At 26.4% G+C, this 17891-nt stretch carries 14 protein-coding genes; 11 read left to right on the plus strand and 3 right to left on the minus strand.

Translation table 11 applies throughout. The annotated features are described in order from the left end of the window. Positions 1-168: 168 nt before the first annotated feature. Entirely contained in the window at positions 169-1389 is a 1221-nt protein-coding gene (locus K0040_RS17925; protein WP_228110094.1) for a pyridoxal phosphate-dependent aminotransferase, read from the minus strand. A gap of 300 nt (positions 1390-1689) precedes the next feature. Between K0040_RS17925 and K0040_RS17930 the strand changes: the two genes are divergently transcribed. Both K0040_RS17930 and K0040_RS17935 read left to right on the plus strand, forming a co-directional pair. After that, entirely contained in the window at positions 1690-2655 is a 966-nt protein-coding gene (locus tag K0040_RS17930) for a galactose-1-phosphate uridylyltransferase (protein ID WP_228110095.1), read from the plus strand. A gap of 12 nt (positions 2656-2667) precedes the next feature. Continuing rightward, positions 2668-3420, plus strand: coding sequence for an exodeoxyribonuclease III (locus tag K0040_RS17935; protein ID WP_228110096.1), 753 nt, complete (start codon positions 2668-2670; stop codon positions 3418-3420). 37 nt (positions 3421-3457) lie between these two features. Here the strand turns inward: K0040_RS17935 and K0040_RS17940 are convergent, their stop codons facing one another. Next, positions 3458-4222, minus strand: a complete 765-nt coding sequence (locus tag K0040_RS17940; RefSeq protein ID WP_228110097.1) for a 3'-5' exonuclease — start codon at positions 4220-4222, stop codon at positions 3458-3460. Between the two features lie 283 nt (positions 4223-4505). On the opposite strand from K0040_RS17940, the gene K0040_RS17945 reads away from it, so the two are divergent. The 3 genes from K0040_RS17945 to K0040_RS17955 all read left to right on the plus strand — a co-directional run bounded on the left by K0040_RS17945 (position 4506) and on the right by K0040_RS17955 (position 8627). Then, positions 4506-6413, plus strand: a complete 1908-nt coding sequence (locus K0040_RS17945; RefSeq protein ID WP_228110098.1) for a type I glutamate--ammonia ligase — start codon at positions 4506-4508, stop codon at positions 6411-6413. A gap of 550 nt (positions 6414-6963) precedes the next feature. Then, the gene (locus tag K0040_RS17950) at positions 6964-7752 is read left to right on the plus strand and encodes a M23 family metallopeptidase (protein WP_228110099.1); all 789 of its coding nucleotides are present in this window, start codon (positions 6964-6966) and stop codon (positions 7750-7752) included. Positions 7753-7952: 200 nt separating this feature from the next. Next, complete coding sequence (locus tag K0040_RS17955; RefSeq protein ID WP_228110100.1) at positions 7953-8627, plus strand: hypothetical protein; 675 nt, start codon at positions 7953-7955, stop codon at positions 8625-8627. A 55-nt stretch (positions 8628-8682) separates the two neighbouring features. On the opposite strand, the gene K0040_RS17960 is transcribed toward K0040_RS17955, so the two are convergent. Next, positions 8683-9798: an MGDG synthase family glycosyltransferase gene (locus K0040_RS17960; protein WP_228110101.1), complete on the minus strand. Its 1116-nt coding sequence runs from the start codon at positions 9796-9798 to the stop codon at positions 8683-8685. Between the two features lie 145 nt (positions 9799-9943). Between K0040_RS17960 and K0040_RS17965 the strand changes: the two genes are divergently transcribed. The 6 genes from K0040_RS17965 (at position 9944) to K0040_RS17990 (ending at position 17716) form a co-directional block, all read left to right on the plus strand. Continuing rightward, a complete protein-coding gene (locus tag K0040_RS17965; protein WP_228110102.1) occupies positions 9944-11278 on the plus strand; it encodes a hypothetical protein in 1335 nt (444 codons plus the stop codon). 192 nt (positions 11279-11470) lie between these two features. After that, positions 11471-11800, plus strand: a complete 330-nt coding sequence (locus tag K0040_RS17970; RefSeq protein WP_228110103.1) for a PadR family transcriptional regulator — start codon at positions 11471-11473, stop codon at positions 11798-11800. Continuing rightward, positions 11793-12515, plus strand: coding sequence for a DUF1700 domain-containing protein (locus K0040_RS17975; RefSeq protein ID WP_228110104.1), 723 nt, complete (start codon positions 11793-11795; stop codon positions 12513-12515). The genes K0040_RS17970 and K0040_RS17975 overlap by 8 nt, the downstream gene beginning before the upstream one ends. Then, complete coding sequence (locus K0040_RS17980) at positions 12508-13509, plus strand: DUF4097 family beta strand repeat-containing protein (protein ID WP_228110105.1); 1002 nt, start codon at positions 12508-12510, stop codon at positions 13507-13509. Before K0040_RS17975 ends, K0040_RS17980 begins: the two co-directional genes overlap by 8 nt. 158 nt (positions 13510-13667) lie before the next feature. Beyond that, entirely contained in the window at positions 13668-14759 is a 1092-nt protein-coding gene (locus K0040_RS17985; protein ID WP_228110106.1) for a hypothetical protein, read from the plus strand. 314 nt (positions 14760-15073) lie between these two features. After that, on the plus strand, positions 15074-17716 hold the full coding sequence (locus tag K0040_RS17990) for a calcium-translocating P-type ATPase, PMCA-type (RefSeq protein ID WP_228110107.1): 2643 nt from the start codon (positions 15074-15076) through the stop codon (positions 17714-17716). Positions 17717-17891 lie beyond the last annotated feature (175 nt).

The raw sequence follows: 17891 nt of genomic DNA on the forward strand, positions 1-17891 counted from the left end.
TTAGATATGGATGAGAATTTAAAAGAAAGAGTTAAAAAATATCAGTATTAAAAAATCAGGTAGATTAATTTTATCTACCTGACTTATAAAATAAAAACTACTTACACACTTTTATTGACAAACCCTACAAAAGTAAGATGGTTTTTAATTGCGTTTAGAAATTGTATATTAAGCTTTAGCTAAAGCAGATTTTTCTTTTTCTAATTGACAATATTCTTCTAGAGCTTCTCTTAGCAATTGACCAGATCTTTTTAAATCTTCTTCTTTTAATACATAAGCAAGTCTAACTTCATTCTTTCCAAGGCCTGGAGTAGAGTAGAAACCTTCAGCAGGAGTACACATAACAGTTTCGTTATCTCTTCTAAATTCTTTTAATGTCCAAGTAACAAAATCTTCAGCACTTTCAACTGGTAATTTAGCAACTATATAAAATGCACCCATAGGTTTTTCGCATATAACTCCTTCTGCTTTCATTAATTCATTATATAAAGTATCTCTTCTGTTTCTATACTCATCATTAACTTCTTTGAAATAAGATTTTGGAGTATTATATAAAGCTGCAGCACCTAATTGTTCTATTGTAGCAACACAAAGTCTTCCTTGGCAAACTTTCATTACTTCAGCCATGAATTCTTTGTTTTTACAAGCTATAGAACCTATTCTAGCACCACAAGCACTGTATCTTTTAGAAACACTGTCTATAATAACAACTCTATCTTCAACTTCTTTAACATTTCCAAAACTTGTATACTCAAGTCCTTCATATACAAACTCTCTATATACTTCATCAGCTATTATCCATAGATCTTTTTCTTTAGCTATTTCAGCTATCATTTGAACTTCCTCTTTAGTATAAACGCATCCAGTTGGATTTCCTGGGTTAACAACTAATATAGCAGAAGTCTTATCATCTATTTTAGCTATTATTTCTTCTTTAGAAGGTAAGTGGAAACCGTTTTCTGCAACTGTAGTAACAGATTTCACTTCTACATTTAAGCATTGAGCAAAGCCATTGTAGTTTGTATAGAATGGTTCAGGAACTAATATATTATCCCCTGGGTCACATGCAGCCATAAAAGCAAATAATAAACCTTCACTACCACCATTAGTAACGATAATATCTTCACTTGCAAAGTGCATGTCGTATGTAGTATAGTACTTTCTTATAGCTTCGATTAATTCAGGCATTCCTTGAGAACCTGCATATTCTAAAACTTTTTTGTCGAAATTTTTAACTGTGTTAAAAAATCCTTCCGGAGTTATTATATCTGGTTGGCCTATATTTAGGTGGTATACCTTAACTCCCTCAGCCTTAGCAGCTGAAGCGAATGGTGCTAACTTTCTTATTGGTGATTGTTGCATTGAACTAAGTCTTTTTGAAAATTTCATTTGAATAATCCCCCTTATAAACATATGAATTGATTATTTAATCTCAATCTACCTTAATATTAGCATAATAGCCAATAAACTGCATTATTATAAAAAAATATATTTCCAAAAAATCTAATAGATATCTTAATTATTTTTTATACAATCTTTTTAATTGCATATAGTGGAATTTCAATAGTACAATAATTAAAGTAAGGATATAAAATATTTACAAAGAAACTTTGTTAAAATATAATTTATGTTAAGTGCTTTTTAAAAATAATAGTTTATAAATAAGGCTATATGATAGAGGAGTTTATAATGAAAGAACTTGGAATGGATACATTAAATAATAGTAAAGTTATTATTGCAAGAGAAAGAATCAATAGGCCATTGGATAAAATGAATAGTAAAGCTAATAAATCCATTGAAAATAATGAGTATAGCGAAACATGTCCATTTTGTAGAGGGAATGAAGATAATATATCTGATGAAACTTATGTCATAAACAAAAACAATGAATGGATAATTAAATCAATTAAGAATAAATATCCGATTATAGATGAAAATCCTTTAAATGAAATAAAAGGAGAACATGAGGTAATAATAGATACATATAAACATAACGGGAATTTTTATAATATGATGGAAGAAGAATTTTATAATTTATTAATAATGTATAAAGTTAGGTTTAGGTCACTTAAAAAAAAGGAAAATATTAAATATATATGTTTATTTAAAAATTATTTGAGAGAGGCTGGAGCTTCATTGATGCACTCTCATTCTCAAATTTTATCTCTACCATTTATTCCTCCGGATTTAGAAGATGAATATAAAGTCTGTGAGGAATTCTATGAAAAGATGGGTATAAATATGTATAACCATATTATTGTACAAGAAATTAAAAATCAAAAGAGAGTTATACATGATAGTGAAAATTTTTTAGTGTTTGTACCTGAGGTTTGTAAATTTACAGGGGATACAGTTGTTTTATTTAAAGATAACACATATTTCTATGACTTAAATGATGAAAATATAAAAGAATTATCTATTATATTAAAAAAATTATTTGAAAGAATATATAAAGAGTATGGAAATTGCCCATTTAATTTATATATTCATACTCATCCTGTAAATATAGAAAAAAATTATAAAGATAAGTATAATGCACATATTCATATTGTACCAAGAAAATTTAATTTTGGAGGATTTGAATTAAGTACTGGTATGTATATATCATCAGTTAAATCAGAGGATATAGCAAATAGATTAAAATTTGACGAATAAAAAGGAGAAAATATGAAACTTATATCGTGGAATGTAAATGGAATAAGAGCTTGTGTGAGTAAAAATTTCATGGACTTCTTTAATGAAGTTGATGCAGACATATTTTGTTTGCAAGAAACAAAGTTACAAGAAAATCAAATAGATTTACAGCTTGAAGGATATTTCCAATATTGGAATTATGCAAAGAAAAAAGGATACTCAGGAACAGCTATTTTTACAAAAAAGGAACCATTAAGTGTAACTTATGGAATAAATATTGAAGAACATGATCAAGAGGGAAGAGTGATAACCCTAGAATTTGAAGATTTCTATATGGTAACGGTATATACGCCAAATTCTCAAAGTGAATTGAAAAGACTAGATTATAGAATGAAATGGGAAGATGATTTTAGATTATACCTGAAAAAACTTGATGAGAGAAAGCCTGTTATAGTATGTGGTGATTTAAATGTGGCACATAAAGAAATTGACTTAAAAAATCCAAAAACTAATAGAAAAAATGCTGGATTTACAGATGAAGAAAGAAATAAATTTACAGAGCTACTTAACGAAGGTTTTATTGATACATTTAGGTATTTTTATCCAGAGGAAGCTAATATATATTCGTGGTGGTCTTATAGATTTAAGGCTAGAGAAAAGAATGCAGGATGGAGAATCGATTATTTTTGCACATCTGAAAAATTAAAAGAAAGATTAGTAAGTGCTAAAATACATATAGATGTATTAGGATCAGACCACTGTCCAGTGGAACTTATGATTAAATAATATAAAAATCCTTCCAAATATTAAAAGGAAGGATTTTTTAATCTTTTAGATTATTTTTTTCTTTACAAGATTTACTTCTTCTACCCATTTTATAAGCTAGATGAATAATCTTTTTTTCTTCTTTGTTTAAATCTCTATTTAGAATCTTTTTGAATTCACCGAAAATACTATCATAATTTACTTTTCGTTTTGTAACAGGTTTCTTTTTATCATCATTATCGAAATTATATTTTTTAGTCTCTATTTCATCGTTAAAAATATTTTGAAATACTAAAGAAGTATAATACGCATCATTTAAAGCGTTATGATAAGATTTATCTTCATTTAATTCTAAAAGAGTAATAGCATTTTGAAGCCCAATGCTTTTTCCACTTGGATTTTTAAAGTAAACAGAAGCATGATGTTGGATATTGATGTAATTGCAAGATAAATTATCTACAGATAAATTATAATAATTGATATTTCTGTATAATTCTTTTAAATCTCCATTGCCCCAAACACAAAGTATATTGTTTTCATTACTTATAAAAGACTTAAACATACTAAAAGCTTCAGAAAAACAAGGTGCATTTTTTACATCTTCATTAGTTATGTTAGTCATTTTCTTTATGAAGGGGTGAATTTCTCTATATATGTGAGGTTTAACAAAAGTGTTAAAAGTATCAATTATTTCTAAGTTAGAGTCCAACTTGACAGCGCCTATTTGAATAATTTCAAAGGGGCATTTTTCATTAGAAACTGTCTTATTTAGCTTTCTATCAAATCCTTGATTAAACTCTAAATCAAAAACTATATATTCCATAAAATCTTTCTCCTAAATAATAATTGTGTAATACTATAATTAGTGAACATAAAATTAAAATAAACTATAATATCTATTTTTAAGTATAACCTATTATTAATAAAAAGTTAAACTTTTTATATTATTTATATTATTATTAATTATATGATGAATATGAATAAAAAATATATTGCGAAGAATTATTAAATTGTTTATAATAAAATAAATGAAATCACGAATTATTTTAGGGATAAAGAGGAAATAATACGGAGTATATTTGACCTAAATTTGGAGGGAATAAAAAATGAAAAACTTTAATGACATGCTGTACTATGTTAATAAAAATAATTATAATGACGAAGAATTTAAAGAGTTAATGTCAAGACATAAAAATATAAGATTTGTATCCTTAGTTGGAGTAGATTTAGGAGGAAATGCAACAGACGAAAAAATTCCCATAGAGTTTTTCTTAGAAGACGTTGAAGGATTTTTAAAGTCAGCAATACAAACAGATGGATCTTCTGTTGAATTGTATGATATAGCAACTCTAAATAATGCAAAGGTAGATCTAATGCCCGATATTAATTCAAAGTGGTATGTTGATTATAATTTAGAAAATATAGATGAAAATACTAATTTGCCAATAGGAACACTGAAAATTCCAGCATTTCTAATTCATGATAATAAAAAAGTTTGTTCGAGGGGAATACTACAAAAAGCAGAAAGGCATTTTAAAAAATCTTTGCTTGATTTATTTAAAGAGTATCCTCATTTAATAAAAAACATAGGAATAGATAGCGTAGATGATATAGAAGATATACTTTTAACGGCAGCTACGGAATTGGAATTTTGGGTTAATACTCCAGAAGATAAAGCAGATTTAGAAAAATTAGCGGTATCTCAAAGTTTAAAAGAACAATATTGGAAAAGAACTCATGGAATAATAAGAACGTGTCTAGAAAAATCATTAATTAAATTACAAAACTTGGGAATAAGTCCAGAAATGGCTCATAAAGAAGTTGGAGGAATACAAAGTTCTATAAGTATAGAAGGTAAAACAAATCATGCCATGGAACAATTAGAAGTGTCTTGGAAGTTTGATTCACCACTTAGAGCAGCAGACAATCAATTAATAGTAAGAGAAGTGATAGAAGATATATTTACAATGAATGGACTAGAAGTAACTTTTAAGGCTAAACCTATATACGGTGTAGCAGGAAGTGGAGGTCATGCTCATATAGGTGCAAGTGTAAAATTAAAAAATGGAAAAGTTCAAAACTTATTTGCTCCAAAAGATATGAAACAAGACTATTTGAATGAAATAGGATATGGAGCTTTAATGGGATTGCTTCATAACTATGAAGTTTTAAATCCAATAGTAACTTGCACAAATGATGGATTTGAAAGGTTAGTGCCCGGTTTTGAAGCACCTGTTTGTATAGTAACATCTCTTGGCCATACTTATGAAATGCCATCAAGAAATAGATCCGTACTTGTTGGACTTGTTAGAGATGCGAAAAATCCTAAAACTTTAAGATTTGAACTTAGATCACCCAATCCTCTTTCAAATACTTATTTAGTTATAGCAGGTTGTTATCAAACTATATTAGATGGAATTATAGCTACGGCAAAGAGCAAGCTAACAACTAAAGAATTAGAAAAAGAAATATCTAAAGATTTAGGAGAAGAAAGTTTTTATCTAGATAAAAATAGAGTGTATAGAGATGAAAATGATGTGTTTGAACATTATAATGATGAAGAAAGAAGAATAAGATTTGGTGAACCACCTGCAACAGTATATGAAAATATGCAAAACTTCAAAAAATACGAAGAAAAACTTAAATCATTAAAAAACGGAAATGTTTTCAGTGACAGTATAATTAATTCTTTTAGAACTGGTGCCATTGATAAATGGAAAAAAGAATTAAGATTTAGAATAATTCATGACCATATGGATAGACTAAGAAGTTATGTAAAATTACATACAAAAGAAAACATGGATGTTTTAGACGAAGTAAATTGGAATGCAATTATAGAATTAAAAACAAAAGTAATGAAAGATACCTTAACAAGTAAATGTTTATTTACAAATATTATAGAAGCGATAGAAAATAAAGATTATGAGACTGTGTCAAATCTTCAAAAAGAGCTTAGTTATGATATGAAAGTACTTCAATCTTTATATGTAGATTATGCAAAAAATATATTTTAATGTAAGCTTCCTACTATAAAAATACTGTGGATTAAAAGTCCACAGTATTTTTATTTGTAGAAAATTACATAAGAGGTATTAATAATACACCTATAAATAAAATATAAGATAAAAATCTTAAATATTTTGTAGATGTAAGTTTTTTTATTGGTATATAAATAAATATGAGACTTGAAATAATAGTCATCACAATTATATAGAATAATAATTTTGTAATATATGAATTATAAAAATTGATAATTAAAAATATAAATGTGAGTACAAGAAAGAATCCATTGTACTTTGTGAAAAAAGGCAATATTTTATTTATATATTTTTTCATTTGGAAATTTTGTGTTGCAAAATAATAGTCTCTAAGTATGTAAAGTAAGCAATACAAAAATGAAAATACAAAAATATTTAGAAATAAATAATCTTTAAAATTTATATCCATAAAAATTCCCCCTTTGCCCTTAATATATTTTATTAAATTTAAACGAAAATTATAGATAGAATTATAAAAAAATTAAACTTGGTTAATAATAATATCTATAGGAAAAGGAGGAATAAAATGAATAAATATTTAAAGGTATTAATTGCCAATACTCTTTTATTTATAAGCTTAATATATAGCTTTCAAAGCAATATTTCCTATAGCCAAAGCAATAACATAGATATGTTAATATCAATAACAAAACAAGAAAAAGATCTAAACAATAAAATAGAGGATTTAGACTGCATATTAAAAAATGAAAATCAAGATAGAATTTTAAGTAATGATATGGAAGGTCGTTTGCTGGAAAGAAAAATTAATATAGATATTTTGAAATATAGTCAAATTAAATTTTTAAAAATGTTCTTTGAGAAACAGTTAATAAATTGTGAAAAAAGTGAAAGTTTATTACTAAAAGAAATTAAAAAGGAAAAAGAGGAAATCCTGGAAAATAGTAATGCTACTTACATAAAAGGAGAATGGCCCTTAGAAAACTATAGATATGTTAGCTCTGGGTATGGATATAGAATACACCCAATTACAAAAAAAATAAACTTTCACAATGGTATTGATATTCCTGCACCAAAAGATACATCTGTACTTGCAAGTGATGATGGAATTGTAAATTTTGCAGGTTATAAAAAAGGGTATGGAAATGTAGTGGAAATTCAACATTTTGATAATAAAAAAACATTATATGCCCACAATGATAGTATAGTAGTAAAAGTAGATCAAATAGTTAAAAAAGGACAAGTTATTGCTAAAGTAGGATCAACAGGAAATTCAACAGGAAATCATGTTCACTTTGAGGTTAGAATTAATGATAAGAGAATAAATCCACTCTATGGTATAAGTAATGATATATAAATGAAAAAGCAAAGATTAATTCTTTGCTTTTTTTATTTGTAATTATTTTAATTTTAAGACAATTTAGAATATTTAGTATAAAATGAAAATTTTATGGTGTAATAAAAAGGATTTAATTATTAATGTATAGAAAGTAATATTAATATAATTTAATATAAATACAAAATAATGTCTTAATGAAGGAATGGGGGAGGGGTTGTATGAAGTCTAGGTTGTTAAAAGATATATTAGTATATGTTGTAGTTCCTGTATTACTTTTTAATACGACTTTTGTAAGTAATATAGAGATTGCCTTTCGAGTTTCGTGTGCTATTGCAATAAGTTATTCAGTTTACACTAGAATTAAGGAAGTTAGAGTGAATTTTACTGGTTTAACTATATTTTTTATAACAATTGCTTATTTTTTATCCGGTAAAAATCCAGATTCAGATGATGTATATTTTTATAATACATGTATCTTTTTATCTCTAGCTTTAATAATTCCAGGGTTAAAGGTATTTAATAAAGATATTAGTATAATAGTGCTTAAAGATATATTAAAATCTTTAAATAAAAATAGTTTGGCAATGATTAGGTTATTAAAGAAAAAGTCAATGTTAGGTGAAATTAATAAAATATGTTCAATGATAGAAACAAATTTAATATTAGTATCTCTTTTAAGAATTATCAATATTTTAATTTATAGAGGAGGAAGCAATTCATATTTAAACTTTATAACAAATTGTGCAGGATCTATATTTACGGGATTTATTATTTATAAAATTATCAAAGTTATTGGTGAATCTAAAAAATTGAATATTGATAAAAAAAATAAGGGAATAAATAATGAAGATAATACAAAAGGAAAGGTAATTAATTTTAACTCATTTAAATAGTTATTTATAATAACATTAAAAAATCATGTTTGAATATGCAAACATGATTTTTTTGTTATTTAAGAAGTTCAAAAACATAATCTCCTATTTTATCAGGATGTATACTTTTTTTGAAATAAGTAATATTTTCATCCATAAACTCAACCCTTGAATTCAATTTATTATTTAGCAAATCTTTTATTAAATCTTTTAAATCTTCATCATTATCATATAAAATACCGATTCCTTTATCTCTAATGAACTTAGCATTTTCTATTTCTTGACCAACTTTTGGATTTTTAACTATTATTGGAGTATTTGAGCTAATTGCTTCAAATAATGTTGCACCACCAGACTTAGTTAACATTAAATCGTGACTTTTTAACAAATCGGACATGTTAGTAACAAATCCTTTAACATCAATATTTTGAAGAGGTTTTTTTATAGTTAGAGTATCATAAAGTTTTTTATTGCTACCAGTGACTATAGTTACATCAAGTACATCATTATATTCATTTAAGTACTCATCAAGCCAGTGCATAAAACTTTCATCAAAATCAAATAAACCTCTGCCACCACCTATAAGAAGTAGTCTAAGTTTATTGCTACGTATTTTTTGGTCGCAGATAAAATTCTTACTTACAGGAACACCTGTTACTCTAAAAATACTAGGATCTAATCCTTTTTGTACATATCTATTTTTTATTTCATAAGATGGTACAAAATACATATCTGTTGTTTTAAATATCCATTCCAAGCTATCTACTACGTCAGTTATTACAGTTATAGATGGTATTTTCTTGTGTGGATGTTTTGTGTTAAAATCATTTACACATGCTGCAGCACATGGAAATGTTGAAATAATTAAATCAGGATTAATGCTTTTTATGTATTCAGCAAGTCTTGGCATATATATTTTGTAAGATATATCATATTTAGAATCAAAAGATTTTTTTATATAATAGTAATAATTGTATAGTCCAGGAACATACTTAGTATTACTTTCGTACATTTTTACCATAGGTTTATTTATACGAGGAACACTTGCACTAATAAAATTTTCAATTAAAATATTTATATTATCATCTTTTTCTTGAATATATTCTTTTATAGCCTTTGCTGCACTAATATGACCAGCACCAAATTGAGCTGTTAATATTAGTATAGTTTTTTTATTCTCTATTTCATTCAAAATATCACCTCGAAAAGAAAGTTTCTTTTATAGTATTATACCTTTGTATTTAATTATAATCAATGACAATGATTTTGGTAATAAATTTAAAAATTATAAAGGAAAGTTAACCTCTTATGTAAAACATAGAAAAAGAGGTGAAATTATGGAAAGTATTAAAGATAGTACTTGTAATAAAAATAACTCAGGTAATGGTGAAGACTTATTAAAAAAAATGAAAATATATATATTTTCACTAATAGGCATAATCATCTTTTTCATACCTATAAAAATCAATAATCAAACTGAAACATTATTATATCATATATCTTATTTCTTAGAAAATAAAGTATCTGTACTTATAAATTTAAGTATTATGTTTTTTATTTCATTATCTGTTTTAAAAAATATAATAAATGTGGACAAATCAAGTATAAATAAATTTTTAGTATTTACAAAAATATTTAGTTTAATAATACTTGTTTTTATATCAGTTGGAAAAGAAGAAATTTTTTTCATAGATGATGGCTTTATATTTATTTTAAAAGATTTAATATTAAATTTAAGCATTGTTCTTCCTATAGCATCTTTGTTTATGCCATTTTTACTAGATTATGGGTTAATTGAAATTACAGAAGCTTTTACTCATAAAGTTATGAAAAAACTATTTAGAGTCAGTGGAAAAGTATTTTTGAATTTTTTAGTGTATTTTTTAGTAGATAATGTATGTGGGGCCTTTGTCACATATAGTCTTTATAAGGCTGGCAAACTTAGAGAAAGAGAATGTGCCATTACAATTTTAAATTTTTCGGTTTTATCATTAAGTTTAACTAGTGATTTATGTAACAAAACAGATATAAATATGGGTAAATTCTTAATAGTTGAAATGTTAGTTTTAATTATATGTAATGTTATCATAAGCAGAGTATATCCTTTAAAAAGAAAAAAACAAAGTTATTATTTTAAATCTGGTCATAAAAATGTTAATTGTAAAAAGCATAAGCTAAATACAGCAGTTAAAAAGTATTATGAAAATAAAACCAGTAAAAAATTTATTAATTTATCTTTGTCATATTTAAATGATGTAATATATATTTTGATGGATTTGATTCCTATAATTATAACTATCTTTTTTGTAGGAAATATTGTGTATAATATAACCTTTGTAATGGATATAATAAACAACTTTATTTGTATTATCATTACAAAACTTAATGTTCCAAACAGTATACTAATATCTAAAATAGTTAATTTAAACTTTTTTAATAACATTTTGGCTATTGAAATTATAAATAATAATACCTATTCTTTAAGTAGAATAATGATAGGATTATTTATAAGTATTCAATGTATTAATATTAGCTTTTTAATACCTTTTATTAAAACATCAATAATTAACTTGAATATTTTTGAAATATTTTTAGTAGCAATTGAAAGGTTTTTAATAATGATCTTCATTTTTTTCATTTCATATAATTTTTATTTAGGATATGTACTTTAAATTAGAAAGATTAAATTACAAGTGAAATATCTTGTGATTTTTTTTGTAATAAAATCTTAATAAAAGCTCTATTGTGTTTTACACAGTACTGTGTTAATATTAATACATAATAAGCTTGACATAGTATTGGTTGATACACAGTAGTTATGTTGTAGCTAATAATTTATTCGTGAAATTGAAAGGAGAAGACATATGAATACCCAGTTTAGAAAAGGTGTACTGGAAATATGTGTCCTAGCCCTAATAAGTAAAAAGGATATGTATGGGTATGAAATTGTGCAAAATATATCAAAAGTTATTAATGTTAATGAAGGTACTATATATCCTATATTAAGAAGATTAACAAAGGATGAATTTTTTGAGGCATATATACTAGAATCCAGTGAGGGTCCAGCTAGGAAGTATTACAAGATAACAACTACGGGGAAAAGTTATTTAAGCAAAATGATTAATGAATGGAATGATTTTGTAAGTGCAGTAAGTTTAATTTTAAATGATGAAGGAGGTATAGGCTGTGAATAGAAAAGAATTTTTAGATATTTTAAAGGATTACTTAAAAAAAGATTTTTCAGAAGATGAAATTAGTGACATAATAAGAGACTATGAAGAGTATTTTGTAAATGGAGAAATAGAAGGAAAAAGTGATTTGGAGACTATTGCAGCTCTTGGTTCTCCAAAATTAATATCTAGAGAATTAATTAAACAAATTAAAGAAGATGAAAGTAAAAGTAATCAAAAAGAGAAAATAGAAGATATACTTATTAGATATAAAAGAAAAATGAAAGAAAATTATTTTAAATGTAAAGATTTTTTTGATGAAAAGTTAACACCTAGCTTAAATAATGAAAATTCATTATCAAGTAAAGGAGTAAGGGTGGTTTTAACTTTACTATCTTTAGTATTAATTGTACCAGCTTTTATGGTTATATGTTTTATGGCATCTGTAGCAGGTATGTTGTCTTTATCTTTAATTGCTTTTTTTACGGCAATACCACTAATGATAAGTTTTTCTTGGTCTGCACCACAAATAGCATTTTTCTTTATTTTTTTATCCATTGCATTTATAGGATTTCAAATTCTTGCATGGCAAATATTCATATTTATTGTTAAATATATGAAGAAAACTTATAAAATATACAACAATTGGGTTAAAACAAGAAAAATATATATTAATGCAAATGAGTCAAAGGAAAATATAAATAAAGGAGAATATGAAGGAGGTAGAGATGATGAATAAAAAATTATCAATATTTGCTATAGTTTTAATTGTAGTAGGATTAATTGGAACTGTATGGTCAGGTTTTTTCTCTATGCCTTATTTTATAAATAAATTACAAGATTTTGATGAGCAAGTAAATATGGAAAAGACAATATATGAAAAAAATATTGACGTAGAGGAATTAAATATAAATACTAATTATGTTAATACAAAAATAGTTAAAAGCAATACAAATAAGATAGTAGTTAAATCTAGAGGACTTTATGAAAATAGGGATATACAGGTTAGAGATAATGATAAAATACTGTCAGTTAAAGAAGTAGATAAGAATTTATCTATGGGTAAAATTAAAAGTGTAGATGACTTTACATCTAAGATTTTAGAAAATGCATTTTCTAATCATACGAACATGATAACAATATATGTACCTAAAGATATTAATTTAAAAGTTATAAGCAAAAGTGGATCATTAACTATTGAAAATGATATATTTTTAAATGAGTTTTCCTTTGAAACATACAGTGGGTCTTTATCACTGCCTAATGAAGTTAAAAATTTAAATAAATTGAGTATAAGTTCACAAAATTATGTATCACTTCAACTGGGGGAAATACTAGGTATAAAAGAAGTAAATATTTATAGCAATGATGTTTATATAGAGAGTGATAAGTATAATTTAGAAGATATTGAAAAGTATTTACCTAATAAAGTTACTATAAAATCTAATAATTTAGATAACATCAATATTAATATAGAGTCCAATTTACCAATAAGTAAAAATCTCACTATAGATGGGTATAAGTCAGAGGTTAATCTTAATCTTCCTCTTGATAGATATAAATTTAAATTTGATATAAAAGCCTATGAAAATATTGTTCTTAATGAATTTTTACAAAGAGATTTTAATGATGAAAATGATTATGATTTAAAAGAATTTAAAAAAACTATTAATAAAGACTTAAAAAATGAATATAAAGTAAACATTCAAGCAACAAATATATATTTCAATTAAAAATATTTTTAAACTTAAACAATACAAGTAAAGCCTATTTGTATTGTTTTTTTATATTACAATAAGTAACCACATCACAGGCTTTTCATATAATTATATTAAGTAACATAAGTTTTAGGGCTTATGGAATAAAAACAACAAAAGGAGTTTGACTTATTATGAAAAAAAAGAAGAAACAATCTTGTTCTTGCACTCCTCAAAAAGAAGCTTGTAAACCAGTTGAAACTGTAAAAACTATTAAAAAATGCGAAGTTTGCAAACCATGTGAAACTGCAGTAGAATGTACACCTATTTCATCTTGTAAACCATGTCATACTGAAAAGAAACCAATAGCTTCTTACGTAGAGTGTCCTTGTGGGGATTATGAGATAACTTGTGTAGATAAATGTGTGGAGCTAGCTAAAAAAGCAGAAGAATTATTTGAAAAAGCTTGCAAATATGAAGTAGATGCGACACAAACATTTAACCAAGCTAAAGAATGTGAAAAGAGTGCTAAATTATTATCACAAAAGGCATGTAATTTATTACAAAATGCAAACAAAAGTGAAAATCAAGCTAGAAATGATGAGTGTAAAGCAAAAGAATTAATGCAAAGAGCACAAGAATTGTGTGAAAAAGCTAAAGCTTTAAATAAAGAAGCAGAATGTATAGAAAGAGAAGCTAAGGATAATTGTGAAAGAGCGAAATGTTTATATGAAAAAGCAGAAACTTATAATGATAAGGCTAAATGTTTATACAATCAAGCATTAAAATATGATGAAAAGGCATTAGAATGTTATAAAACAGCAGGGGATAAGATAAAAGAGTATGAAGGTAAGTCTAAGAAATGTGAAGAAATGCTAGATAAATGTGGTAATAAATTGAAAAACTGTGAAAATAATTGTGTATCAAATCCATCAGTACAACATAAAATGGACATGGGAACTAGTATGCCTTCAATGCCATCTTGTGGATGTAAAAAACCTTGTAAAAATACTTGTGAATCTATAGTAGAAAAGACATGTAAATGTTACGATGAAATAATTTATGTAGATATGGATAATGATTGCTCTTTTGAAAATTCATGTTCAACTTATGTAAGTCCAATGTATAATATGGCACCAATGCAGTGTATGGGTAACTTTACTAATAAATATCCATCTTTAGATAATTCTAATATGTCTCCTTATACTAATGAATATGATGAGATGTGGATGAATTATTATATGTATATGCAGCAAATGATGCAACAAATGCCTTATAATAAATAGGGTCAATTAAATAGGGGGAGAAGGTAGGGCTTTTAGTTCTACCTTTTTACATAATACAAACATGTTAACTTTATGTAAAATAATAAAAAAAAATATGGAAAATTATTCTAAAATAAATAAAATTATAATATACTAAAAATATAGTATTAAAGTAAGTTAATCCACGAGGGAGTAATTCCGCAGTATATGCGAGGTAAGTCAACATCTTGGCTGAGAATTCAGTCTGGTTTACCTTAATGAATGAGACTTGTGTATAGATTTTTCTATGCATAGGTCTCATTTTTTATATTTTATAATAAGAAGGAGGTAACAAAATGAGAGAATACTTGGCTAACTACAAAGAAACATTAGACTCATTAGGATCTGGTTTTGAAGGAATAAGCGAAGAAGAGAGTACAATTAGATTAAAAGAAAATGGATTAAATAAACTTGAGGAGGGTAAGAAAACACCAATAATTATAAAATTTTTAAAAGAATTAACTAATCCTATGACGATTATTCTTATTGTAGCTGCTATAATATCAGGTATAATAGCGGCTTATGCTAATGAGTCTTTTACAGATGTCTTTATTATATTTACAGTAGTAATAATCAATGGAATACTTGGAGTGTATCAAGAAAATAAATCAGAAAAAGCTATAGAGGCTTTACAAAGTATGACTGCATCAACCTGTAAAGTAATAAGAAATAATAAACAATTAATAATTAAAAGTGAAGAAGTTGTTTTAGGAGATATTGTTTTATTAGAAGCGGGAGATGCAGTACCAGCTGATGGAAGAATTATAGAAAGTGCAAGTTTGAAAATGGAAGAAGCTGCCTTAACAGGGGAATCTGTAGCAGTGACAAAGCATAGTGATACATTGTCATTATCATCTGGTGAAAAAGATATATCTTTAGGTGATAGAAAAAATATGGTATACATGGGTAGCTCAGTTGTTTATGGCCGTGGGAAAGCTATAATAACAGCAACAGGAATGAATACAGAAATGGGAAAAATAGCTCATGTACTTTCTAATACAAAAGAAAGTCAAACTCCTTTACAAGTTAAACTAAGTCAACTTAGCAAAACACTTAGTTTTTTAGTTATAGGAATATGTATTTTTATATTTTTATTTACCCTTGGAAAATCCTATCCTGATTTAAATGGGAAAGTACTTATAGATACATTTATGGTTGCGGTAAGTTTGGCGGTGGCAGCCATACCAGAAGGCTTAGCTACAGTTGTTACAATAGTTTTAGCTATTGGGGTTACAAATATGTCTAAGAAAAGTGCGATTATAAGAAAACTAACGGCAGTAGAAACTTTAGGTTGTGCTCAAATTATTTGTTCAGACAAAACAGGAACTTTAACACAAAATAAGATGACTGTTGTCAAACATTATGGAGATGATGAAAAACTTTTAGCAAAATCCATGGCACTTTGTAGCGATGCAGTAGTAGATGAAGAAAGCAAAAAAGCTATAGGAGAACCGACAGAATGTGCTTTAGTAAATTATGCATACAAATTAGGTCTAAATAAAAATGATTTAGTAAAAACTGAAATTCGTGTTAAGGAACTACCTTTTGATTCAAACAGAAAAATGATGACTACTATTCATAAAATCAAAGATAATTATGTACAATATACAAAAGGAGCTCCTGATGTAATATTAAAACGTTGCAATAAGATATTAATAAATAATAAAATAGAAGATTTAAGCGAAGAAATTAGAAATAAAGTAATTAAAGAAAATAAAGATATGGCTGATAAAGCTCTGAGAGTTTTATGTTCTGCTGTAAGATATTATAAAGAAGTACCAAAAGAGATTACCAGCGAAGCATTAGAAAATAATCTTATATTTGTAGGTCTTACAGGAATGATCGATCCAGTAAGAGAAGAAGTAGTAGATGCTATAAAAGAATGTAATAGTGCAGGAATTAGACCTATTATGATTACAGGAGACCACAAAGATACAGCAGTTGCCATAGCCATGGAACTAGGAATAATAAAAGATGGTAGTGAAGCTATAACAGGTGCAATGCTTAATGAAATTAGTGATGAAGAGTTTGAAAAGGATATAGAAAAATACTCAGTTTATGCTAGAGTTCAGCCAGAACACAAGGTTAGAATAGTAAATACATGGAAGAGAAAAGGGAAAATTTCTGCTATGACAGGAGATGGGGTAAATGATGCACCAGCTATAAAAAGCGCGGATATTGGTTTAGGAATGGGTGTAACTGGCACAGATGTCACTAAAAACGTATCGGATATGGTTCTTGCTGATGATAATTTTGCAACTATAGTTCATGCAGTAGAAGAAGGCAGAAGAATTTATGATAATATTAGAAAATCTATCCAGTTCTTATTATCATCAAACCTTAGTGAGGTTGTAGCAATATTCTTTGCAACTTTAGTAGGTTTTGTAATTTTAAAACCTGTTCATCTATTGTGGATTAATTTAATTACTGATTGTTTTCCAGCTTTAGCTCTTGGAACAGAAAAAGCAGAAGGTGATATAATGAAAAGATCACCTAGAAATTCCAAAGAGAGTATATTTGCTGGTGGAGTAAGTATTGATATAATATGGCAAGGGTTTATGATAGCCATAATAACTATAGTTGCCTATGTAGTTGGCCACTATATGGAAAGTGGAGTTTGGGAGTTTGTAAACAGTGCAGATGGAATGACAATGGCATTTTTAACTATGTCAATGGCGGAAATATTCCACTCATTTAACCTTAGATCTAGAAGAGGTTCTGTATTTACTATAAAGTCTCATAATAAGTTTTTGTGGTGTGCAATGATATTATCACTTTTACTTACCCTTGCAGTTATTTATATACCATTCTTGTCAAATGCTTTTGGACTAGAGAGTATATCAATAATAGAATATTGTGTATCTCTTGCAATATCATTTACAGTAATACCTATAGTAGAAATAGTTAAGTTTTTACAAAGAAGATATGAATCAAAATAATTATAAAAAGGAACTGCATTTAGTTATGACCCTGTCAAGTAGACACTCAGAGTGTGTGAAAAAAACTCTGTAAATAACAAAATTCAACAGCTTTCTATGATAATATTTAATTATTATAGGAGGCTGTTTTATTATGGGAAAAAGAAAACAAAAGCTTAGCGAAGGAAAAAGAAAT

It is taken from the genome of Terrisporobacter petrolearius (assembly GCF_020748185.1).
In the GTDB taxonomy this organism is placed as follows: domain Bacteria; phylum Bacillota; class Clostridia; order Peptostreptococcales; family Peptostreptococcaceae; genus Terrisporobacter; species Terrisporobacter petrolearius.

Excerpts from the sequence above, each read along its gene's own strand:
- K0040_RS17930 (WP_228110095.1), top strand. The coding sequence starts at position 1,690 with ATGAAAGAACTTGGAATGGATACATTAAATAATAGTAAAGTTATTATT.
- K0040_RS17980 (WP_228110105.1), top strand. The coding sequence starts at position 12,508 with ATGAATAAAAAATTATCAATATTTGCTATAGTTTTAATTGTAGTAGGA.
- K0040_RS17940 (WP_228110097.1), bottom strand. The coding sequence starts at position 4,222 with ATGGAATATATAGTTTTTGATTTAGAGTTTAATCAAGGATTTGATAGA.
- K0040_RS17965 (WP_228110102.1), top strand. The coding sequence starts at position 9,944 with ATGGAAAGTATTAAAGATAGTACTTGTAATAAAAATAACTCAGGTAAT.
- K0040_RS17970 (WP_228110103.1), top strand. The coding sequence starts at position 11,471 with ATGAATACCCAGTTTAGAAAAGGTGTACTGGAAATATGTGTCCTAGCC.
- K0040_RS17925 (WP_228110094.1), bottom strand. The coding sequence starts at position 1,389 with ATGAAATTTTCAAAAAGACTTAGTTCAATGCAACAATCACCAATAAGA.
- K0040_RS17985 (WP_228110106.1), top strand. The coding sequence starts at position 13,668 with ATGAAAAAAAAGAAGAAACAATCTTGTTCTTGCACTCCTCAAAAAGAA.
- K0040_RS17950 (WP_228110099.1), top strand. The coding sequence starts at position 6,964 with ATGAATAAATATTTAAAGGTATTAATTGCCAATACTCTTTTATTTATA.
- K0040_RS17935 (WP_228110096.1), top strand. The coding sequence starts at position 2,668 with ATGAAACTTATATCGTGGAATGTAAATGGAATAAGAGCTTGTGTGAGT.
- K0040_RS17990 (WP_228110107.1), top strand. The coding sequence starts at position 15,074 with ATGAGAGAATACTTGGCTAACTACAAAGAAACATTAGACTCATTAGGA.
- K0040_RS17955 (WP_228110100.1), top strand. The coding sequence starts at position 7,953 with ATGAAGTCTAGGTTGTTAAAAGATATATTAGTATATGTTGTAGTTCCT.
- K0040_RS17945 (WP_228110098.1), top strand. The coding sequence starts at position 4,506 with ATGAAAAACTTTAATGACATGCTGTACTATGTTAATAAAAATAATTAT.